Origin of the sequence: Bacillus cereus group sp. MYBK222-1 (assembly GCF_051916425.1) — a bacterium.
GTDB classification, from domain to species: Bacteria; Bacillota; Bacilli; order Bacillales; family Bacillaceae_G; genus Bacillus_A; species Bacillus_A paranthracis.
In genome coordinates, this window is record NZ_JBQAGP010000001.1 from 905,709 (window position 1) to 928,107 (window position 22,399).

Below are 22,399 nucleotides of genomic sequence, written 5' to 3' on the forward strand. Positions count from 1 at the left end.
ACAAGACCTGAGAGTTTCAAAGTCGGTTAACAACTTTTTGCCCCGTCGGTAGATCAATAGACCTTCTCCTGAATGGTTCATCCGAATTATAAAATTAATAACCTATACGAATTGAATGTGTATAGAATCAATAAAAACATTATAGATATACAATTAATGAAATGCAATCATTTTTTATTTTAAAATAGTAAAGAATTCTATTTTTTCGAAAGTCCTAATTTCTCTTCAACTTCAGTTAAAGTAGATAAAGCGATGACAATATGTTGATCTGCAAGCCCTAAAGCATGTTTCGTATTTTCAATTGTTGCACTGTTTGGAGTAGAGTTAGTGGCTCCGTCTATAATTAAATCTGCCGCGTTTTTCATAAATTTAGAAGCAGCTTTAAACTCAGTTGTGAAATAAACTAGTTGTTCTTGTATTTGTACTTCCGATATATTTTCTTTAATTTTCAAAGTGTCTATTTCATTCATAATGTTTTCATATTGTTTGGAAACAGCATTCATTGTAACTAATAGTTTATTTCGATCTACTGAATCTCCAGTCGTATTAATCTCTTCCCAGGCAGGCAACCAATCTTTTTCGATGATGTCATTATAATTAGTAGTCAATTCATCGATTTTAGGTTGTAATTTAGTTTTGAAAATTTTTGTATCCACTGTTTCTACAGTTGCTTTTTCATTGTTATTTTTCACATTAGTAACGTAGAAAATCGTACCGAAAATGATGAAAATAGAAATAATAACTGACAATTTAGTAAAAAGTAATTTCTGCAATATGTAACGCCTCCAAAATTTAAAAACTTATAATTATAATATATAACAATGATGTTGTTTAAAGTAGAGAAAATTAAGTTGGAAAGTATATAAATTATTTATTTTATATACATAAATAATTAAAGTTGGTAAAATAATGAAAGTTATATACGAGAAAAGAGGGTTTTTAGTGAAAATGAATAGAAGAAAACTAGTTTCAAGTATTTCAATGGCTATGTTATTAGTTGGTTTAATTGCATTCATATTTATGAATAAAGAATCTAAAATTAAAGGTTTTCCAGTACCAATGTCAGCAATTCATATTAACGATGATAATGAAGAGGACTATCAATATATAAGTGTAATGCCTATTACAAAGGCAAATGGATGGGAGAACTTAGGAGAAAACGGGCATACTGTTAGTTTTAAAAAAGGTGAGCGGAAAGTAACAGTATTACATTATCCGGGAGAACTTACGTATTATTTATTTGAAAAGTAAATGGAATGCCCCATAAACAATGAGGTTTCCCTAAGTTGTTTATGGTTATTTGTATTTTTAAAAAGAGGTTCAATCTATAAATAAGAAGGTGTTTTGTTTTATAAAAGAGAATAAAAATCGTATAGGAAAATAAAAGGAGATATATTCAATGGAGAAAGAAGCAATACGTGCGGTTGAGGAATATCGTAAAGATTTAAATGCTGGTAACATTGAGAAAATAAATAGTTGGGTATCAGATGATTTTATAGGTTACTTTGGGTATTACAGTGATAGAGACTATGAAGTATACCGAGGCGCTACATATAAAGAAGATAATATTGAAACATTAAAAAGTTATGAAGGACAAAAACCTTATTGGAAATATAAAGATCTAACACATATTTTAAGAACAGAGAATGAACTGATTTTATCTGCAATTGTAGATTTTTATTTGCAAGATAAAAAAGTAGCATCAGTTTTAGCGATGGAAGTTTTTAAGAAAGAAGTGGCTGGGTGGAAGTTATATAGACAGCATATGGAAAGATATGCGTTATAATTTGAAAAATAAATGATGATAAAAGTGAAAGGATGTAAACGCCCTTATAAGAGTGTTTACATCCTATTTTTTTGTTTTTAATTCTGAATTATTAGAATTATAATATACGTATGGAATAAAATAATTTTTTGTATGGAAGTGAGTTGATTATTTGCCAACTATAAAGAAAATAGGGCGCTTTTGTTTTACTGATGATGAGGGATATATTATAAATGATGCACATACTGAAAAAGTTCAACCTATATTTATGGAGGTAATACAAGAAATAAAAAATACTTGTTGTGAATTGTTACAGGATGATTTACACAGTGTTTATATCAGAGGCTCAATTCCAAGGGGGATTGGAATTGAAGGAATTGCAGATATAGATGTAATTATAGTAGTACGAAAGGATCCCAAATTAATAGACTTAAGTTGGCGAAAGAAACTAGAAGTTCAAAGTTTGCAAAAGTTTAATTGTATAACAGGAGTGGAATTGAGTTTTTACAGTGAAAAAGAAGTGATAAATTCAAAGAGTTTTTCTTTTATAAGCTTTATGATACAGACACATGGAGTATGTATATTTGGTGAAGATGTAACATCGTCTTTACCTAAATATAAAGTAAGTCAGGAGTTAGCCCATGAACACCTTATTCAACTGGGGAAACAAATTGGACAAGCACGCAAAGAGTTAATACATAATAAAGGCGTGGAAGATATAGAAGATTGTTGTCGTTGGATTATGAAGATAATAATCAGGTCAGGTCTGGCATTGACAATTGAGAGAGAAGGGCTTTATTCCAGAGACTTATATCCTGCATATGAATTATTTAGTAAGCATTTTCCTGAACAAGAAAAAAATATGAGAAAGGCATTACAATATGTAATTGAGCCGATAAATGATATAAATGAAATTTTATTATTTTTAAGTACATTTGGTGAATGGCTAATAGAAAGAGCGGCTGATTTTTTGAATAATATAGATAACTAGAATAACATAAAAATATTATGTAAACAAAAAAGGGGGAGAAAGTGAAATGAATGTTAGTGTAGGTGGAAATGTAGAAAATATTGCAAATGGGAAATGGAATATAAGATAAGGGGGAATTAAAAATGCTACTAAAAACAATCTACTGTAAGGTGGAAGAAGAGAAAAAGGAATTGTTTTCAAAAGCACAAGAACAATGGCGTGATATACAGCATCTAGATGGTTTTCATGGACAATTTGGTGGATGGCATGAAGATGAGGCATGCGTATTTACTTTATGGGAAGATAGAAGTGCATATCAAACGTTTATGAATGGTGCTCACGATACAATTTATATAAATAGTAATCAAGAAGATACGTTTCTTTCATGTGAAATTGAACTATTTCAAACGTTGTATGATATAGCAGAAGTGCCTTTGAAAGACGTTGTTACAGAAGGATCCTTCGTAAGGGTAGCTGTATGTGATGTAAAGGAAGAAAAAGAAAAGCAATTTTTACATAAACAAGAAACAATTTGGAATAAAGGAATGAAAAATATAAAAGGGATGCTAGGTGGGGTAGTTGGGAAGTCTTTAAAAAATGAAAATCGTTACATCGTGTTAACTTATTGGAAAGATGGAATGGCGCATCAAAATTATGTAGAAGAGATTTTCCCTGAGTTGTATAAACTAGCTAATATTCATGAAGATATAGAAGATATAAGAGGTAAACAAGCTATATGTAAGGAAGAATGGCTTGTATATTAAGCACAGAAAAAGTGCATAAATGAATGTATAATAAAGATAATTTCTTATAAACAAGAAATTAATAGAAGACGTTATATACCCTTTCATGTTAATATATTTAAGTTATAATAGGAGGCTTACCCTTTTGTATTGTACGGTAGAAGCAGTGTGAGCTTGAAATTTTTTTAGAAAAGGATGTGCCTAATTTGCGTATCAATAAATTTATTAGTGAAGCTGGAAAAGCGTCTCGACGCGGAGCAGATAAATTAATTAATGAGAGAAGAGTAATTATTAACGGTAAGGTTGCAAAAATTGGTGACCAAGTGAATCCAGGTGATGATGTACGCGTAAATGGAGAGCAACTTCGCATTGCTCGAGATCACGTATATATCGCTTTAAATAAACCAGTAGGTATTACATGTACAAGTGAAAAATCAGTAAAAGGTAATATTATCGATCTAGTGAATCATCCATTACGAATTAGTCACATTGGACGTCTTGATAAAGACTCAGACGGTTTAATTTTGTTAACGAATGATGGTGATATCGTTAATGAAATTTTACGTGCTGAAAACAAACATGAGAAAGAATATATCGTTTCAGTAGATAAGCCAATTACACCTGATTTCTTAGAAAAAATGGCAGCTGGTGTGAAAATTTTAGGAACGAAAACACTTCCTTGTGAGATCACACAGTTATCAAAATATGAGTTCAAAATTATTTTAACACAAGGACTAAATCGCCAAATTCGTCGTATGTGTGAAGCTTTAGGGTATCAAGTATATACGTTAAAACGTACGAGAATTATGAATATTGAATTAAATAATTTACCAGTTGGACAGTGGAGAGATTTAACGAAGAAAGAGAAACGCCGTCTATTTGCAGACTTAAATTACGAACCACAAGAGTGGTAAAATTGAGAAGGAGAAACCAAAAATTTATTTTTGGTTTCTTTTTTTATTAAATAAAAATTTATTTTTAACACTTGCAAAAATAAAATGAATAAGATATAGTAAATAACAATTAATGGATGTAATTATAAAAGCAAAGAAAAGGACACGAGTTATTTTCCCCGGTTATACAGAGAAGGAAGGAAAGCTGAGAACTTCCTAACGCAGAAAAATAACTTACCACCTTAGAGCTGCACTAGGGAAACGAAGTATCTAGTGCCGTGTAAGCGACGTTATCGCAAAAGAAGCCATTATGTTTTTTGTGATGGGAATCTGGGTGGAACCACGGATATAAGCATATTCGTCCCTATTTTAGGGATGAATATGCTTTTTTGCATTCAATTTCATAATAAGCGAAGAAAAGGACACGAGTTATTTTCCCCGGTTATACAGAGAAGGAAGGAAAGCTGAGAACTTCCTAACGCAGAAAAATAACTTACCACCTTAGAGCTGCACTGGGGAAATGAAGTATCTAGTGCCGTGTAAACGACGTTACCGTAAATGAAGCCATTATGTTTTTTATGATGGGAATCTGGGTGGAACCACGGGTATAAGCACGCTCGTCCCTATTTTAGGGATGAGTGTGCTTTTTATTATGAAATGGAGAGATGAAAAATGAAAGAACAAATGATTGAAATTAAATTTCCAGATGGTAGTGTGAAAGAATTTGTAAAAGGAATTACTTTAGAAGAAATTGCGGGATCCATTAGCAATAGTTTAAAAAAGAAAGCAGTCGCGGGGAAAGTAAATGATGGGTTATATGATTTGCGCCGTAATATTGAGGGAAATGCGGAAGTAGAAATCATTACTTTAGATTCAAATGAAGGTGTAGAAATTGCAAGGCACTCTGCGGCACATATTTTAGCACAAGCTATAAAAAGAATTTATGGTAATGTAAACCTTGGTGTAGGACCGGTTATTGAAAATGGATTTTATTATGATATGGACCTTCCAAGTAGTGTAAACGTAGAAGATTTACGGGAAATTGAAAAAGAAATGAAAAAGATCATAAATGAAAATATAAAGATAGAACGAGTTGAGGTTTCTCGAGAAGAAGCAGCTAAACTGTTTCAAGAAATGAACGATCGCTTGAAATTAGAACTTTTAGAAGCAATTCCTAGTGAGGAAAGTGTAACACTATATAAGCAAGGTGAATTTGTAGATTTATGTAGAGGACCACATTTACCATCTACAGGTTATTTGAAAGCCTTTCAATTAACTCACGTTTCCGGTGCATATTGGCGAGGAGATAGTAACAATCAAGTGCTTCAGCGCATATATGGTGTTGCATTCTCTTCCCAGAAAGAATTAGAAGAGTATTTACATTTCGTTGAAGAAGCAGCAAAAAGAAATCATCGTAAATTAGGGAGTGAGCTTGAGTTATTTATGTTTTCTGAAGAGGCTCCGGGAATGCCGTTTTATTTACCGAAAGGTCAAATTATTCGTAATGAATTAGAAGCTTTTTTAAGAGAAATTCAAAAAGAATATAATTATCAAGAAGTACGCACTCCATTCATGATGAACCAAGAAGTATGGGAAAGATCAGGGCACTGGGGACATTATAAAGATAATATGTATTTCTCAGAAGTGGATAATAAAAGTTTTGCATTAAAACCAATGAACTGCCCAGGTCATATGTTAATGTTCAAAAATAAATTGCATTCTTATCGCGAATTACCGATTCGTATGTGTGAGTTTGGTCAAGTACATCGCCATGAATTTAGTGGGGCGTTAAACGGATTATTAAGAGTACGTACTTTCTGCCAAGATGATGCACATTTATTTGTAACTCCAGAACAAATTGAAGATGAAATCAAATCTGTAATGGCGCAAATCGATTATGTATATAAAACTTTTGGATTTGAATATGAAGTAGAACTTTCTACTCGTCCAGAAGATTCAATGGGTGATGATAAGTTGTGGGAACAAGCAGAAGCGGCGTTAGCAAATGTATTACATTCATTGAATTGTAAATATAGACTAAATGAAGGTGACGGTGCATTTTACGGACCGAAAATTGACTTCCATATTAAAGATGCTTTAAATAGAAGTCATCAGTGCGGAACAATCCAGCTAGATTTCCAAATGCCCGAAAAGTTTGACTTAAATTATATAGATGAGAAGAATGAAAAGAAAAGACCAGTTGTCATTCACAGGGCAGTATTAGGATCTTTAGATCGTTTCTTAGCGATATTAATTGAGCACTTTGGAGGCGCATTCCCGGCATGGGTAGCGCCAGTTCAAGTGAAGGTCATTCCAGTTTCGAATGCAGTCCATGTACAATACGCAGATGAGGTTGCGGATAAATTAGCACAAGCTGGTGTTCGTGTCGAACAAGATGTACGAGATGAAAAATTAGGATATAAAATTAGAGAAGCACAAATGCAAAAAATTCCTTATGTACTTGTTATTGGGGATAAGGAAATGGAAAACGGAGCTGTAAATGTACGTAAATATGGGGAAGAAAAATCAGAAGTTGTTGAACTAAATGGATTTGTGGAAAGTATGAAAGAGGAAATAAATAATCGGAAATAGAGTTTAAAGAGAAAACACACCAATTCATAATGGTGTGTTTTCTTTTTTACCTTACAAAAATGTAAGGTAAATGTAAGCGAAATCGAAGGAACGAGTTGTAGAAAGATGAGAATATGAAGTAGGAAATAGGTTCATGTTATCTGTATAACCTTTTTAGTTTGAAGAATTAAAAAATTCTTAAGAATTTACATGAGAAAAAGATAAGAAATGTGTGAGAAATTAAATTTATACAAAAGGGATGGAGTGAAAGAGATGTCAACAAATGTAGTTACTGTAGAAAGTGTAGAAAAAACGTATGGGAAAAGAAATGAGAATCAGTCAAAAGCATTAAGGGGTGTGTCATTAAGTATTAAAGAAGGGGAATTTGTAGGGATTATGGGTCCTTCTGGATCTGGAAAGACGACTTTACTGAATGTGATTAGTACATTGGATCAAGCGACAGGTGGCAGTGTGACAATAGCTGGTACAAATATTACTTCTATGAAGGGGAATGCATTATCAGATTTTCGATCTCAAAAATTAGGGTTCATCTTTCAAGATTTTAACTTACTAGAAAACTTATCAATTTATGAAAATATTGCTTTACCACTTTCTCTGCAAGGTGTACCTTCAAGTGAGATTACTGGAAAGGTAAATGAGGTGGCGAAGAAATTAGGAATTACTGAAATTTTAACAAAATATCCAACTGCTGTTTCTGGTGGACAAAAGCAAAGAACAGCGGCAGCACGAGCTTTAGTACATAATCCAGCAATCGTATTAGCAGATGAACCGACAGGAGCGCTTGATAGTAAAAATGCAAAAAGCTTATTAGAAGCGATGCAAGATTTACATGAAAATCACAATGTAAGTATTTTGATGGTGACACACGATGCATTTAGTGCCAGTTATTGTGAACGTATTTTATTTATTCAAGATGGTCTTTTATATAAAGAATTAAAGCGTCAAGGAACGCGAGAAAGTTTCTATCAAGACATTTTAGGTGTGCTCGCTCATATGGGCTCAGCTGCTGAGTCTAAGTAGGGGGGAGAGACTATGTTATTCAAATTATCACGTCATAGTATGAAAAAAATGTTAAAAGATTATATGGTTTTACTTATCGGTCTCGTTATTAGTATTAGTATTTTTTACATGTTCCAAACGATGGCGATGAATAGTGAATTTACGAAAGATAATAGTCTTATTAGTAGTATAAGACTCGTATTCTGGGTAGGTGCAATACTATTATCTTTCATTACAGTATTTTATATTATATATGCCAATTCTTTCTTACTCACATTAAGAAGAAAAGAACTCGGTATGTACATGATGCTCGGAGCGAAAAAGAAAAAAGTAGCACAATTATTATTTATTGAAACATTCGGTATGGGTATTGTTAGTATTATTATCGGGATTTTAGTAGGGATGTTACTTGCAAGTGTAGCAGGAAATTTTTTAATGAATGGTATGGAAATTTCAGCAAAGGGTAGTTATTCATCTGTATATACACCAGCAATCATAGTTACAGCTATATTCTTCTTAATATTATTTTTTATTACTGGTTTAATGAATAGCATCCGTTTATTACGTAAAACAGAATTAGAATTAATACGTGAAGATGAAACACTAGATGAAGTGAAGAAAAGTAAAACTCGCATTATTATAATGACTGTACTTGGTGTATTACTAGTAAGTACAGGGTACTATTTTATGATTAACGTAAAAATATATGCTGAATTTGGTTTTATAATAGCGACAATCGTTACAACGCTTGGAACATATTTTATCTTTAGTTCATTGCTCCCATTTTTTGTGATGAAAATTAAAGGGAATAAAAAGCGAAATGAAACGGGCTTAAATAGTTTTACATATGCACAGCTACGCTTTCGAGTAAATAGTTTATCGAGAGTATTAGGTACTGTAGCAATGTTAATTGCATTAGGAGCAGGTGCGATGACAGCAGGTATGGCGTTCCAAAAAAATGTAGGTATTATGACAGACTTCTCACGTGTGTATGATGTCGTAATTCATGATCCGAATGAACAAGATACAGCTGCATTAAAAGAAATGGAAATTGTGGAAGAAAGCAAGTACAAGTATAAAGTAGATGGAGAAGCGGTTTATTATTTACGTAACGATTTAACTGCGAAACCGCCACTTGTTTCAGACCACTTTGATACAAAAACTTTAAAAGAGCCTGTTCGTAAACGTGTGACTGAACCTTTAACTGAACCTGTATATTCTGCTTTAGAGGCTCCTGAATTAGCAAAATTCCCTCGTATGCCAAGAGATTGGGAAGATGCAATTGTAAGAGAAATACAAATTACACATAATCAATTTAACGGAAAACCTGTAAGAATTGCAGATGAAGCACATTATAAAGGAATTCAAGGAACAGAACACACTGTAACATTAGCAAAAGTAGATGATATGAAAAAGTATAAACCGTTGTTGATCGAAATAGATAAGAGACAAAAAGAACAAATTGAAAAAACAACAGGTGCAAAAGTAGACTTATTTACGAAAATGACAATTTATCAATTTATGAACAGTTTCATGAGCGGAACAATGTTTATGGGATTTTTCCTCGGAATTGCCTTTTTAGCAATGATGGCAAGTTCCCTTATGTTCAAAATATTAACAGGTGCTTCTCGTGATGTACGCCGTTATGAAATGTTACGAAAAATCGGTGTGAGACGTAGTATGTTAACGAAAAGTATATATAAAGAAATTTCATATTTATTTATCTTCCCAGCAATCATTGGTATTTCTCACGTGTTAGTAGGGCTTAACTTATTTAGCTTCATATTAGTTGACCCGTTTGTAAAAGTGTGGGTGCCAATTGGGATTTTCTTAGTCATTTATTTCATCTATTACTGGATAACTGTTCAACTTTATAAAGGTATGGTAATGCCGAAAGAAGAAGTAGCTAAATAGTTTATGAAAAGAGTCCTTGTTTGAAAACAAGGGCTTTTTTCATAATGTTCTCTATACAGAAGGAAAAGATTGGATAATGGTCGAAAAATATAATATAACTTCCGAGAAATGACTAAAATAATACTATTTTGTCGAGAGAAAGGATACGAAATATGAAAGAAATGCTACAGTTATTTCGCAACAAAGTGTATGCACGATTTTTTCTAGCGAATATTTTAGAACGACTCGGTTCTATGATTGCTGGAATTTCTTTAATGTTTTACTTGTTAGATCAATACGGAAAACAACCAGTTTACGCAACAATGACGCAAATTATGATTGCGTTACCTGCATTAATCTTTTTTCTATTAGTAGGGACAGTAGTGGATCGTTTTGATAGACAACGTATTTGTACGATAAGTAATATATGTTGTTCGCTCTGTAATATTGGAATCCTAATTTCGCTTTATTACGGGATGATTATACTTGTCTTTATATTTTTGTTTTTGGAAAATGCATGTATACAATTTTTCTCTCCATCAGAACAGTCGATGATACAGGGAGTGGTTGAATCAGACCAATACGGTGCAGCAGCGGGTATGAATCAAATGGTAAATAGTTTGTATGCTTTGTTTGGTGTAGGAATTGCAACGATGGTGTACTGGACTTTTGAAATTTACGGGAGCATTTTAGTAAATACGCTCACTTTTATTATGAGTGGTATTTTGATTCAAACGATCTCCATTCCAGAAAAAGTTCGTTTACCAAATGGGAGAACAAAATGGAAAGAAGTTAATTTGAAGATGTTAATAACAGAGTTTAAAGAAGGGATCAAGTATATATACCAAAATGAAACTTTAAAAAAATTACTTTTAGGATTTATCGTGTTTGGTTTATTAAATGGTATTTTAAGCGTATCTACTACTTACATATTAAAATACAAATTGGCACCAGAAACGTATGAAAGTTTAGCAATGGTGGGCGGTGTAGTTGGAGGGATTTCATTATTAATTGGAAGTATAGTAGCAACGAGTATAGGTAAGAAATATGCTCCTAAACCTATTATTGTATTTGGTATGGCAGGTTCAGGGATCTTCTTCGGTATGTGTTACTTTGTAAATCACGTATGGTCTTTTTATGTATGTATCGCTTTTGCGACTTTCTTTTTACCGTTTATTAATGTTGCAATATCGGGCTGGATGTATGAAATTGTAGAAGAGTCATTCATGGGGCGTGTACAAAGCTTGCTTAGTCCATTAACGACAGGATTCCAGCTTTTATCTCTGGGTGCGATAGCGATGTTATTCCCAAAATGGATTCTTGCAGATACATTGTATATTATTTTATTTGGTTTATTATTGTTTGTTACATGTTTATATCAAGCTATTTTACCAAGTGGGCAAAAGCAAGTACATACAGTAGCTAAAGAGATGTGATATATTTAGTTTTTTATTTCTGAATATTCTATCGTATGGTAAGGGGAAATTGTTATGTTGATGCGAATGGTTAAGTGGTGTGGGATTACTTGTTTACAACTAGTAGCTGCAATTTTATGTATAATCTGCCTAGGAGCGCTACCACGTTTATTTAAGGGATTACAAATTGATTTAATCGGTTTTTGGAATACGATTGTATTTCTTGGAGGGAAGTTACTACAACCAGGTGAAATAACATATGGTTTTCGAGACTCAAGAAAATTATTTCCGCAAATATGGATTCATTATATTGAAACGATGATTGTATTTCTTTCAGCTTTTTTACTCTCTTTGCTTATAGCGTATATACTTGTCATTTGGGTATTACAGCGTTCTCATATGAAACAGAAAATGTGGAACGGGATTTTTCTTACGCTTGAGAGTATACCAGATATATTACTTATTTTATTATCGCAACTTCTTGTCGTAATTATGTTTCAAAAAACAGGATTTATGCCGATCAAACTGGCTGGATTAGGGGAAGAAAGGATACGTTTGTTACCAATTATATGTCTTACAATACCAACAACATTATTGTTTATTAAACTGTTGTTATTACGGTTTAAAGAAGAATTAGAGAAAGATTATAGTTTATTTGCTAAAAGTAAAGGGCTTAGTTTAAGACATATTTTAACACATCATATTTCAAGAAATGTTTTGTTAACAACGATCTATTATGCAAAAACAAATATTTTATTTATGTTATCAAATTTATATATTATTGAATGGATATTTAATACGTACGGTATGTTTGTTTTTGTAAAAGAAAATTCGAAATTAGAAATATTTACAGTGAGTCTAGTAATATTATACGTACCGCTTTTTATACTGTTTCGTTTATTACATACGTTCTTACAAAATGTTATAAAGGAGCGTGTGTAACATGTGGCAAGTTGTAAAAAGAGATGTGAGATTTTGGATAGGTATTACTTTTTTGAGTGTACTAATGATTGTTAGTATTGGATATACGTTGTTTTTTGATGGGACTATTCGTGAACTTACGATGATGTATAACGAAAAAGGGGAACTAGAGGCAGCACCATTTTCGCCATCAAGTAAATTTTGGTTTGGAAGTGATGTGAAAGGTCGTGACCTTGTTCAATTAATAATAGAAGGTGCAAAATGGACAGTTGGAGCGAGTATAATTATAGCGATTTTACGAGTTATAGTTGGAGGGGGAATTGGTTTACTTCTTGGTATGTATGGTAAACGTTCTTTTCCAGTTATTTCATCCTTTTTTGATCCTTTTAGTATTGTACCGATGGTTATGATTTCTTATTTTATGTTAAATGAAGTATTAACGTTTGATAGTGGAGCAGAAGTTGTGCCGTTATATTTGCGGGTGTCATTTCAAATTATAGTTCTTGTATGTCTTGCTGTACCAACAGTAATGTTGTATGTAGCGCAAGAAGTAAAACGTATTAAGAAGGAAGAATTTATGTTGGCAGCCACTGTGCTCGGCGGTAGTAAGTGGCATAGGTTGAAGCGCCATATATGGCCTCATATGTTACCGCCATTTCTTTTATTAGTAGCTCAACAATTTGTAAGTACGTTATTACTTCTTTTACATCTTGGTTTGTTACAATTATTTTTTGGCGGAACAATAACCTTCAGTGGAATGGATCCAGATAGTGTAACAAAAGAATGGACTGGCCTAATTGGTCAAAACTTCCGCCATTTAACTACACATACATGGATTGTACTTATACCGATTGCTTTTTATAGTATGACAATTCTCGCAGGAAATCTAGTTAGTAATAGTATGCAAGATGCGATTAAGTTAGGAAATACGAGAAGGCCAGAGCGGAAAGGTAGAGAAGTGCAAGCAGAGAAACAAGTACAACCAACTACGAATGACTTTTCTTTTTATAGAGAGATACAAAAATAAAAAGATAGCTGAAAGCAACTTGTTTTCAGCTATCTTTTTCTGTTTATAGTGGTGGTAAATCAATCTTACCTTCTTCAAATAATTCTTTTATCATATGCTTCGTATAACCAGCAGCTTGACCAAATGTGATTTTTGCTGGCATTGGTGCTTCGTTAGCATCTACAACTACATCGATAATACATGGTTTGTTTTGTTTTACTGCGTTTTCAAAAGCTGGGAGTAATTCATCTATATGTTCAACGCGGTATCCGATACCTCCACACGCCTCTGCATATTTTGCAAAATCAGGGTTCGTTAAGTCTGTTTCGAATTCGATATTACCCATGACTTCTTGCTCGAATTTAATCATCGCAATTTTATTATTGTTTAATACGACGACAACAATTGGTAGTTTATATTTAACAGCTGTTACGAAGTCGTTCATTGTCATTCCAAAACCACCGTCACCACAAACTGCAAATACTTGTTTATCCGGGAATGCAATTTTTCCAGCAAGAGCACCAGGTAAACCGCAGCCAAGAGTTGCGAGCCAGCTAGAAATGATAAATTGTTGATTTGTCATACGGAAGTGCCTTGCTGTCCATACTGTTACATTTCCGACATCGACTGATAGAATTGCGTCATCATGTGCTACTTGCTGCAGAGCATGCATAACGCGTTGTGGTTTAATTGGAATGGAAGAGTCTTCTTCTTGATCGTGTAATTTTTCTTCCCACTTTTTCATCATGTCTTGGTAATGTTCTAAGAAGGAATGGTCTGTGTGTTCTTCAACATTTTCAATTAACCATCGTAAAGTTTTTTCAGCATCACCAGCTAAACCAATATCTGTCGCATAACGTTTCCCAATTTGGGCAGGATCTGTATCGATATGAATTGTCTTAGCTTTTTCAGGTAAGAAACCAGTGAACGGATAAGAAGTACCAACCATAATTAAAGTATCTGCATGCTTCATTGCTTCATAAGAAGGTTTCGTTCCGATTAATCCTAATCCACCAATACAAAGAGGGTGTTCATCCGGAATAACGCCTTTAGCTGGTAATGTAAGTACGATTGGAGCACCAATATGTTCTGCAAATGCAAGTAAAGATTCTCTCGCATGTTTTGCTCCTTTACCAGCTAAAATAACAGGTTTTGTCGCTGCATTTATTGCGAGTTTTGCTGCATCTAAATCTTCTTTTTGTGGAAACAACTCAGGCAAAGTAAAAGAAGTATTTGTAATACGAGCACCATTTTTTACTTCGAATTTCGGGACATCATCTGGAATTGTAAGAACGGATACACCTTTTTTCGTATAAGCCATTCGAATTGCTTGATTCACTACGGCAGGTAGTTGCTCTGCTGACATAATACGCTGGTTATAAACCGCGACATCATCAAACATTCTTTCTAAATTTACTTCTTGGAAAAAATCCGTTCCGAGTAAATCGGTTTCTACTTGACCTGAAATTGCTAGAACAGGGGCTTTATCGAGTTTCGCATCATATAAACCATTTAATAAATGAATAGCACCAGGTCCTGCAATTGCCATACAAACGCCAAGTTTTCCTGTTAATTTCGCATAGGCAGCCGCTGCTAATGCACCAGCTTCTTCGTGGCGAACTTGAATGAATTTAATTTTATCTTGTTTTTTTCTTAAAGCTTCAATGATAGAATTGATGGAATCTCCAGGCATACCGTATATGTGTTCTACGCCCCAGTCAATTAATAAATCAACTAATGCTTCACCGGCTGTTTTTCCAAACATAATTGTTCCTCCTTATAATTAGGTAGATACTATTATGTTTTGGAGAAAAAGGAAAAATATACAAATGATAATATTATTATCTTTAATGATGACCAGCGAATAGTGTAAATACTGTTATTAGTAAAAATCCACTAGATGCCCATGTTAAAAATGAAAGGAAAGAGAGCTGCTTCTTTGCTTTCCAAAGCATTTCATGAATTGTGACATAGCCAAGTGAACCGATAGCACTTCCCATAATGAGTCCTTGTAAATGAAGCGCTTTTCCTTCCATTAAAATGCCAAAAACTGTACCGGTACCGAGAATAAGAGATAGTAATAAAGTTGTTAATAAAAAGGAAATATATTTATGTTTTGTAAATAGAAAGGGGATAATTAATGCTAAGCCTTCAGGAATATGGTGAACGACGATTGCTATTAAAAAAGGTATGGCAGAGTCAGCATGATTAATAAAAGCAGTACCTAAAGCAAATCCACTCGGCAAATTATGAATAAATATAGCGAAAGAGAGAAAAAGGAAAGTTTGCCATGCTTGTTGATCTTTTGTATGTATCATTGGATGGTGACAATAGTTATCTAATAAGCTCATAATTAAAATACCGATAGCCATACCAAGTATAGGTCCAATCATTTCATAACTTGAAAATGTTTCAGGAATAATTTCAAGTAGTAAGAGTCCAAGTAAAATTCCGCCACATAATGCATATAAACGATGCATTTTTTCTTCAATTAGCTGGCGCGTAGCAATGCCAACAGCACCGCCTAATAATAAGCCACCAAATGAAAAAAATGTAACTATCATAGGAATCCATAATCGTTCCATCGTATCACACTCCGATTCTTCCACCTTATTTTTAGCTTACGAAAAGGAAAGTTAGATTAGTCCAAGTAATTGTGTTTGATTATAGAGAAAAAACTAATAATTCGTTATAATTTATATATTAAATTTAAGTGTAAATATGAAATGAGGAATAATTTTGCAAACAAAATGGAGTTTATCTGAATACGAAAATCCAAAACGATATGATATAGAAAATAAAAGTTTATCAGATTTTCCGTTTTTACTATCATGGGCACAAAAACTACATATACAAAATGAATGGATTCTAGATCTTGCCTGTGGTACAGGAAGGGTTACAATTCCATTTATAGAAAATGGATATCAAATGATTGGTGTAGATATACATGAAGGCATGCTTGCTGAAGCAAAGACAAAAACTACGGATTGTAAGAAGGTAAAATGGTTACAACAAGACTGCTTACAATTGAACATTGAAGATACCATTTCGCTAGCATTTATGGTGGGGCATGGATTCCAGCATTTCCTTACAAATATTCATCAAAATCAATTATTAACATCTATTCATCATGTGTTAGCTGAGAATGGTATATTCATATTCGATACACGTTTCCCTTCAAAAGAAGAATTAATACAACCATCTATAGAAGAATATTGGACAACTGTTAATGATGAAAAGGGAAGAAAATGTGATTTATATACTGAAATGACATACGATTCAATTCAACAAATACAGCACTACATAACAACAAGAAGGTTTTATGAGGGGGATACTCTAGTAGAGGAAATAAAAACAACGATAGATCTTCGTTATACGTACCCGCAGGAGTTAGAAAGATTATTAGTAGCGAATGGTTTTGAATTATTACATATATATAATGATTGGGAAGGCAATGAGTTGGGAGAAGATTGCTATTCTATGGTAGTAGTCTGCCGGAAGAAAAAATAGTATTATTTTAAAAATATGAATGTGAAAAGCCTTTAAGGAGAGGAAAAAATGACTTGGTACTTAGATAATGTTTATGAATTAAATAAAGAAGCGCCCTATACATTCTACCTTCCTAGCTCAGAAGTTTTGGAGAAATTAAAGGTTGGGGATTTGGTAAAGCTAATTTTTGTATCTAAAAATGAGGAAGAAGATGGATTTAATGGTGAAAGAATGTGGGTTGAAATCATTGAAAGAAATGAGAAGAAGTTTGTAGGGGAACTGAGCAATGAACCATATCGCTTAGATTTAAAAATAGGTGATAAAATTTCATTTGGGATTGAAAATATATGTGATACGGAATATGACGATCCATCTTCAAAAGATTGGGATTTTTATTTTGATACGAAGGTAATTGTTAGTAATGATGTACTTGAAAAAAGAGAATTTAACTTTATGCTTAAAGAGGATTCAAGAGAAAAAGGTGACTCTGGTTGGTCAATACTGAGTGGTTATGAAAGTGATGACTATGTCAATAATCCTAAAAACTTTCAAATTATTTCAATTGGAGTCATTTTGAATATAGATGATTCTATTTTAAAATTTCTTGAGGAACCACCTTTATGTGCATATGAAAGAAATGATGAAGGTAGATTCTATAAAATTGAAGACTACGATTGGGATGCATATTTAAATGGATAGAAAAAGTTATTACGTTTTAAAGAAAGCAATATAATTTCACCCTATGTGCTTGATAAAGGTTCTACAGATAATAATTCAAGAGAGTAATAGTAAATGGAGGAACAAATGATGCAACAAATTAAAAAAATAGGAAACTCATTTTGGTATATGACACCAGTTTCTGAAACAGATAGACCTATATTAGGAATGGTCATTGGAAAAGAAAAAACGTTAATGATCGATGCAGGGAATTCAGAGGAACATGCACAATTATTTTTAGAAATGTTAAAAGAAAAAAATGTATCGAATCCTGATTTTGTAGCACTAACGCATTGGCATTGGGATCATATTTTTGGATTATCTGTATTACAGAATGCATTAACTATTTCACACGCTGAAACGAAAAAAGAAATGCAGGCAATAGTATCTTATGAATGGACAGATGAAGCGTTGGACGCACGCGTAAAAGAGGGTACGGAAATTGCATTTTGTGCGGATTGCATCAAAAAAGAGTTTGAAGAAAAAGCGAGAAATATTAAAATTATTCTTCCAACCTTAACGTTCCAGGATCAAATTGAATTAGACCTTGGTGAGGTGACCTGCGTGTTAAAACATGTGGGCGGAGATCATGCACATGATTCAGTTGTTATGTACATAAAAGAAGAAAAGATATTGTTTTTAGGAGACTGTATATATGCAGATATTTTTTCTTCGAAGTGGAACTATACGACGAAAAGAACGTTTGCATTAATAGATGAATTAGAAAAATTTGATGCTGAGACATATATTCTCTCTCATGGGGAAGCGATAAATCGAGAGGAGTTTTTACAAGAGATTCGTATGTTAAAAACAGTAGGAACTTATACTGAAATACATAAAGGCGATGAAGGGAAGATAAAGGAAGCGTATAAACGAGACATAGATAGAGAATTAAATGAAGATGAATTAGAAACAATAACGTTTTTTGTAAATGGTTATGAAATGAATAATCAATAAGACACGACATGAATCCAATATAATTAAATTGCACAAAAAGAGTATTGAAATTTAATTCAATACTCTTTTCAATACTTAAATATGTAGTTTCAACCAAATTCTAAATGGGGAATCATTGTCTGGAGGGGTGTCATTCTATGTGTTTTTCGTATAGATAGTGGTTCAAGTAGAAGCCTTCCTTGCTAATTCAGTTATATAGTTGAAAAATCCATTGTGGTTTACATCATATACTACATTTACAGGTCGCCCACCATCAAATTCCACTGTACGCCCCTGGCTTGGTCCGTATGTATGAACGATACTATTAATCGTTTGAGTTTTTGCGAGGTTAGTGTTTCCGACAAGCGCAGTTGTTAGTACATCCCACAAGTAGTAAGTAGAGTTCGTTGAAAAGTGAACGAGGGGAGGAACCATCGCATAGCATTGGCCAAGGAAGTCTACACCAATATAATTTCGTTCTTTTGCCCAACGTTCACGTATGTCTATAGTTAATGGAACTTGGTTTGTACTTTCTAGTGTCACTAAGTCGATTTCAATTTTTGATTCCCATACACGAGCCACTGCTTCAGGGTCCCAAAATGAATTCCACTCAGCTGTTCCGTCATGCTCTGGTTCATGTACATTGCCTGCGGTAAGAAATGTACCACCCATCCAAACGAGACGTTCAATTTTATCTTCGACTATGGGAGCTTCATATAATGCACGAGCAAGGTCAGTTAGGGGTCCCGTAAATAATAAAGTTGTTTTTCCTTCCGTTTGTAGAAGCGTTTCTATTAAGTGATGATGTGCAGACTTTGCTGCTACAGGTGTTATAACTTTTCCAGCCTCATTTAAAATTGGTAAAGCATCTACATAAAATGCATGCATCCGCCAGTCTTTTGGAAATGGATTTTTCGCACGGGAATTTGATGCGGCTACTTCAATATATTCTTTGCTGAAGCGATCAATAATTTTGCGACTTGCAGATATTGCTGGTTCCAAATAGCAATCAGCAGGGATAACTGAAACACCTGTAAGTTTGACATTATCCATCTGAAGTAATAAAAATAGTGAAATTAAATCATCTACACCACCATCATGATTGAAGTACACTTTTTTCATCATTGTAATCTCCATCCTATTTGATTTAGTTAGAAATTAAACATGCATTGAGGAAAAGTCATCAATAATTTCGACTACTTCAATTTCGCCATTAATGAGTAGCTCAGGGAGTTCGTTATTCACATTTCCTTTCCAATATTCTCTAGATTGTTCCATTTTTTGAGAAAAAGGAATAGCATCTTCTTTCGGTAAAAGATTCCCGTCACCTTCAAAAGAACTTCCGATTACTCGTAGTTTAACAATCTGCAAAACTTCTCGATTGTAAGAATCAAATAATGCTTTCCATTTTAAAGCATCTTCATAGCTTTTAGCAGCATATAAACAAGACAATCTTGATGGATAATCAGGATATTCTTGCAGCCTAACCATTTCCACAATCGTTTCTCTAATGGCTCTAATTGTTTGATCCATGTAATTCATAACGACTGTAGCATTTTCATTCTTTATATGTAATTCTTCATTTGTATAATGTTCTTTTAAAATTTGTATAGAATCTTTACCATTAGAATTTAAATGTTTTCTTTCAAAAAAGAAGTGGAATAGCGTATTCGTTTGATTTTTATTAAATTGAATGCTTTGTCCGATCTTCATTTTTTTCCTTGTTACGATATGATATACGAAAAATCCTTGTTCATTCATGGTTCTCCTCCTAGTAGTAATGTTTCAATTTAGTAATTCAACATTGAAATATATAAAACCTTTATAAGTAAAAGTGAGAATTTGAGTTGAAAGCAAAGAAAATATATGAAAACGTTTTAAATTTGTTCACAAAATGTTCACTTACGAAGAGGTTTCCAATATCGATATAATGACAAAGACTCAAAGAGAAAGGATGATGAATTTTGCCAACAACAAGAAAGGAAAACCTCCAATTTGGTATGATGATGTGCCTTGGGATGGTTATCGTAATGACGTTTTACAATTTACTAACGAATGGATCAGGAGGGCCAATTCATATTAAGGAGATTGCATTAGAACTACTAATTGGATTTATTATTGCGCTATTAATTGAAATATGTATCGTTGGACCTTGTGCGAAAAAAATTGTATTCATGCTACCGTTTGATAAATCGAAGAAAATAAATATTATAGTTGCGATGGCGACAGCAATGGTAATCGGAATGGTGTTCTTTATGTCATTTTTCGGAATGACTATGATGCATTTACATGGTGGGCTACAAGGGGATTCATTTGTTTCAATATATTTTACAATTTTTATTAAAAATTTCATTATGGCTTATCCATTACAATTAATTATTATGGGGCCACTTGTGCGTTTCTTATTTGCAAAGTTTATTTTGAAGAATAAAGCTGTAAAAGTAGCGTAAATAAATTTGTATTATCTAATTATAAAAATTATATAATATTAAATGTGGTCTATTGAAAGATTGTAGCATGCATAATGAAGATAATCTAAATCATACGTTTAGTTAGGTGAAAACATTATGAAAATTAAGAAGGTATTATGAGTCAAAAAAATATAAGTAGAGCTATGTGTGAAAAAGAGATTTTAAAGTAAAACAGTGACATATAAAAAGAGGGGTGCAAATGCAACCCTCTTTTTACATTCTATAAGCTTTACCGTGTCAAAGAATATGGTATATGTAAGAGTCTTGATAGGTTTATTGCTTGGATTGAACCAACTTAAAAAAGGATTGTACGTTTTGTGGGCTTGAAAAATTATCAAAGACAATAAAATCGTCTCCATGGTTCATGGTTATTTTTTTGATAAAGGGAATTGCAGACATCTCTAATACAACCCCATCCGTATGACTGAAATCTTCTATTTCAGTATATTTGAATTCCCATTTTAGTCCTTTTCCAAACATAGCATCAGAACAGAACAATAATCTTTTATTTGTAGCAGCTAAAATGCCAGATCTACTGATATAACCAAAATTTATTACGCAGTAGAGTGTAGAAAGAATATCTTCTTCACTGTTTAAGTGTTCTTTTATTGTTCCTAGATTCGCCTTCATGAGCAGGCCCCCTTATTATTGTAAGTAAAGTGTTGTTAAATTTATTTTATCATATATTAACATTTTGAAATTTGTATTATTGAATTTTAGTTGAGGGATGAAAAGGGAAAGAGAATTCTTTTTAGTTTCTAGTACAATAAAGTAAGGAGAATATGAATAGAAATTAAAATATTACTAAATATACGTAACTAATGAATACAATGTCTTTTTCAGTTATTAAGTTGTAAATCATTTTATGATAAAATCTTTTACATAATTTAATAAAGGGGTAGTATTCAATGGGTTATTTCTCAAATGGTTTATTAGTTTTGTTTGTGCTTATCGTATGTAGTTGTATAATTTTTGGTTAATAATATAATGAGAGTCTTATATAAAAGAAGTTATCTCAAGTGAGATAACTTCTTTTTATTTTATGTTGAGAAGGAATTCTATTTTTCTTATTGAAGTTTGTTCTAGTTATTTTCACGTCAATCGCAATTTTCATAAGGGGCATTTTATGGAACATTAACAAACTATAGAATAAGGAGTATTTACATGAAAAATAGTATACACTACACAAGTGAACATCCTACAAAATTTAATGAATTATTAGCTTTATATGAATCTTTAGGATGGAATTCTCTTAAATTAACAGTGAATGAATTAGAACAAATGTGTAAACAAAGTTGGTATGCAATATATGCATTTAAAGAGGAACAATTAATTGGGATGGGGCGTGTTATATCCGATGGAGTAATAACAGGCGTTATTTGTGGTGTATGTGTAATGCCGGAGTATCAGTATATTGGTATTGGAAAAGACATAGTGAAACGATTAATCCATCACTGCGAACAAAACAAGGTTATTCCGCAACTTATGTGTGTGGAAAAATTGCAATCTTATTATGAATCTATAGGGTTTGAAGCATTCTCTATTGGGATGACAAAACATATTATGAGATAGCGGTGCTTTATATTTTC

22 protein-coding genes and 2 other annotated features are annotated in these 22,399 nt (G+C 32.8%); of the genes, 16 read left to right on the forward strand and 6 right to left on the reverse strand.

Annotated features, from left to right (window positions below; translation table 11 throughout):
• Positions 1-197: 197 nt before the first annotated feature.
• Entirely contained in the window at positions 198-773 is a 576-nt protein-coding gene (locus ACTFR9_RS04545) for a hypothetical protein (RefSeq protein ID WP_001170861.1), read from the reverse strand.
• 133 nt (positions 774-906) lie between these two features.
• Between ACTFR9_RS04545 and ACTFR9_RS04550 the strand changes: the two genes are divergently transcribed.
• The 11 genes from ACTFR9_RS04550 (at position 907) to ACTFR9_RS04600 (ending at position 13,218) form a co-directional block, all read left to right on the forward strand.
• Positions 907-1,251, forward strand: coding sequence for a hypothetical protein (locus ACTFR9_RS04550; protein WP_140158722.1), 345 nt, complete (start codon positions 907-909; stop codon positions 1,249-1,251).
• A gap of 148 nt (positions 1,252-1,399) precedes the next feature.
• Entirely contained in the window at positions 1,400-1,786 is a 387-nt protein-coding gene (locus ACTFR9_RS04555; RefSeq protein WP_076856786.1) for a DUF4440 domain-containing protein, read from the forward strand.
• A 151-nt stretch (positions 1,787-1,937) separates the two neighbouring features.
• Positions 1,938-2,756 (forward strand): hypothetical protein, encoded by an 819-nt coding sequence (locus ACTFR9_RS04560; protein WP_061130753.1) that lies wholly within the window; start codon positions 1,938-1,940, stop codon positions 2,754-2,756.
• A 122-nt stretch (positions 2,757-2,878) separates the two neighbouring features.
• Entirely contained in the window at positions 2,879-3,499 is a 621-nt protein-coding gene (locus ACTFR9_RS04565) for a YdbC family protein (RefSeq protein WP_229136352.1), read from the forward strand.
• Between the two features lie 185 nt (positions 3,500-3,684).
• The gene (rluF, locus tag ACTFR9_RS04570) at positions 3,685-4,392 is read left to right on the forward strand and encodes a 23S rRNA pseudouridine(2604) synthase RluF (RefSeq protein WP_001222168.1); all 708 of its coding nucleotides are present in this window, start codon (positions 3,685-3,687) and stop codon (positions 4,390-4,392) included.
• 124 nt (positions 4,393-4,516) lie between these two features.
• Positions 4,517-4,740 (forward strand) — a binding site (T-box leader).
• Between the two features lie 35 nt (positions 4,741-4,775).
• Positions 4,776-4,999: a binding site (T-box leader), on the forward strand.
• A 44-nt stretch (positions 5,000-5,043) separates the two neighbouring features.
• Positions 5,044-6,963, forward strand: a complete 1,920-nt coding sequence (gene thrS, locus ACTFR9_RS04575) for a threonine--tRNA ligase (RefSeq protein WP_000663051.1) — start codon at positions 5,044-5,046, stop codon at positions 6,961-6,963.
• Positions 6,964-7,215: 252 nt separating this feature from the next.
• Complete coding sequence (locus tag ACTFR9_RS04580; RefSeq protein ID WP_000106430.1) at positions 7,216-7,983, forward strand: ABC transporter ATP-binding protein; 768 nt, start codon at positions 7,216-7,218, stop codon at positions 7,981-7,983.
• A 12-nt stretch (positions 7,984-7,995) separates the two neighbouring features.
• The gene (locus tag ACTFR9_RS04585; protein ID WP_000897874.1) at positions 7,996-9,876 is read left to right on the forward strand and encodes an FtsX-like permease family protein; all 1,881 of its coding nucleotides are present in this window, start codon (positions 7,996-7,998) and stop codon (positions 9,874-9,876) included.
• Positions 9,877-10,019: 143 nt separating this feature from the next.
• On the forward strand, positions 10,020-11,291 hold the full coding sequence (locus ACTFR9_RS04590) for an MFS transporter (protein WP_411266970.1): 1,272 nt from the start codon (positions 10,020-10,022) through the stop codon (positions 11,289-11,291).
• A 54-nt stretch (positions 11,292-11,345) separates the two neighbouring features.
• Positions 11,346-12,212 (forward strand): ABC transporter permease subunit, encoded by an 867-nt coding sequence (locus ACTFR9_RS04595; RefSeq protein WP_000929037.1) that lies wholly within the window; start codon positions 11,346-11,348, stop codon positions 12,210-12,212.
• Position 12,213: 1 nt separating this feature from the next.
• Positions 12,214-13,218 carry an ABC transporter permease subunit gene (locus ACTFR9_RS04600; RefSeq protein WP_098947345.1) on the forward strand — a complete coding sequence of 335 codons (1,005 nt, stop codon included), beginning with the start codon at positions 12,214-12,216 and terminating at the stop codon, positions 13,216-13,218.
• 43 nt (positions 13,219-13,261) lie between these two features.
• On the opposite strand, the gene ACTFR9_RS04605 is transcribed toward ACTFR9_RS04600, so the two are convergent.
• Positions 13,262-14,962, reverse strand: a complete 1,701-nt coding sequence (locus ACTFR9_RS04605; RefSeq protein ID WP_000467231.1) for a pyruvate oxidase — start codon at positions 14,960-14,962, stop codon at positions 13,262-13,264.
• Positions 14,963-15,044: 82 nt separating this feature from the next.
• On the reverse strand, positions 15,045-15,782 hold the full coding sequence (locus tag ACTFR9_RS04610) for a ZIP family metal transporter (protein ID WP_000440593.1): 738 nt from the start codon (positions 15,780-15,782) through the stop codon (positions 15,045-15,047).
• A 154-nt stretch (positions 15,783-15,936) separates the two neighbouring features.
• Between ACTFR9_RS04610 and ACTFR9_RS04615 the strand changes: the two genes are divergently transcribed.
• The 3 genes from ACTFR9_RS04615 (at position 15,937) to ACTFR9_RS04625 (ending at position 18,360) form a co-directional block, all read left to right on the forward strand.
• Positions 15,937-16,707: a class I SAM-dependent methyltransferase gene (locus ACTFR9_RS04615; RefSeq protein WP_001193760.1), complete on the forward strand. Its 771-nt coding sequence runs from the start codon at positions 15,937-15,939 to the stop codon at positions 16,705-16,707.
• Positions 16,708-16,755: 48 nt separating this feature from the next.
• Positions 16,756-17,385, forward strand: a complete 630-nt coding sequence (locus tag ACTFR9_RS04620; protein ID WP_000220342.1) for an immunity protein Imm33 domain-containing protein — start codon at positions 16,756-16,758, stop codon at positions 17,383-17,385.
• 108 nt (positions 17,386-17,493) lie between these two features.
• Positions 17,494-18,360, forward strand: coding sequence for an MBL fold metallo-hydrolase (locus ACTFR9_RS04625; protein ID WP_001184077.1), 867 nt, complete (start codon positions 17,494-17,496; stop codon positions 18,358-18,360).
• A 162-nt stretch (positions 18,361-18,522) separates the two neighbouring features.
• Here the strand turns inward: ACTFR9_RS04625 and ACTFR9_RS04630 are convergent, their stop codons facing one another.
• Positions 18,523-19,464 carry a nucleoside hydrolase gene (locus tag ACTFR9_RS04630; RefSeq protein WP_163072907.1) on the reverse strand — a complete coding sequence of 314 codons (942 nt, stop codon included), beginning with the start codon at positions 19,462-19,464 and terminating at the stop codon, positions 18,523-18,525.
• Between the two features lie 33 nt (positions 19,465-19,497).
• Positions 19,498-20,100, reverse strand: a complete 603-nt coding sequence (locus ACTFR9_RS04635) for a DUF2441 domain-containing protein (protein WP_229136349.1) — start codon at positions 20,098-20,100, stop codon at positions 19,498-19,500.
• Positions 20,101-20,303: 203 nt separating this feature from the next.
• On the opposite strand from ACTFR9_RS04635, the gene ACTFR9_RS04640 reads away from it, so the two are divergent.
• Complete coding sequence (locus ACTFR9_RS04640) at positions 20,304-20,789, forward strand: hypothetical protein (protein ID WP_001143424.1); 486 nt, start codon at positions 20,304-20,306, stop codon at positions 20,787-20,789.
• 294 nt (positions 20,790-21,083) lie between these two features.
• Here ACTFR9_RS04640 and ACTFR9_RS04645 read toward each other — a convergent pair whose 3' ends face one another.
• Complete coding sequence (locus ACTFR9_RS04645) at positions 21,084-21,440, reverse strand: PH domain-containing protein (protein ID WP_000646618.1); 357 nt, start codon at positions 21,438-21,440, stop codon at positions 21,084-21,086.
• 534 nt (positions 21,441-21,974) lie between these two features.
• On the opposite strand from ACTFR9_RS04645, the gene ACTFR9_RS04650 reads away from it, so the two are divergent.
• A complete protein-coding gene (locus ACTFR9_RS04650) occupies positions 21,975-22,382 on the forward strand; it encodes a GNAT family N-acetyltransferase (RefSeq protein ID WP_000797949.1) in 408 nt (135 codons plus the stop codon).
• Positions 22,383-22,399: the final 17 nt, after the last annotated feature.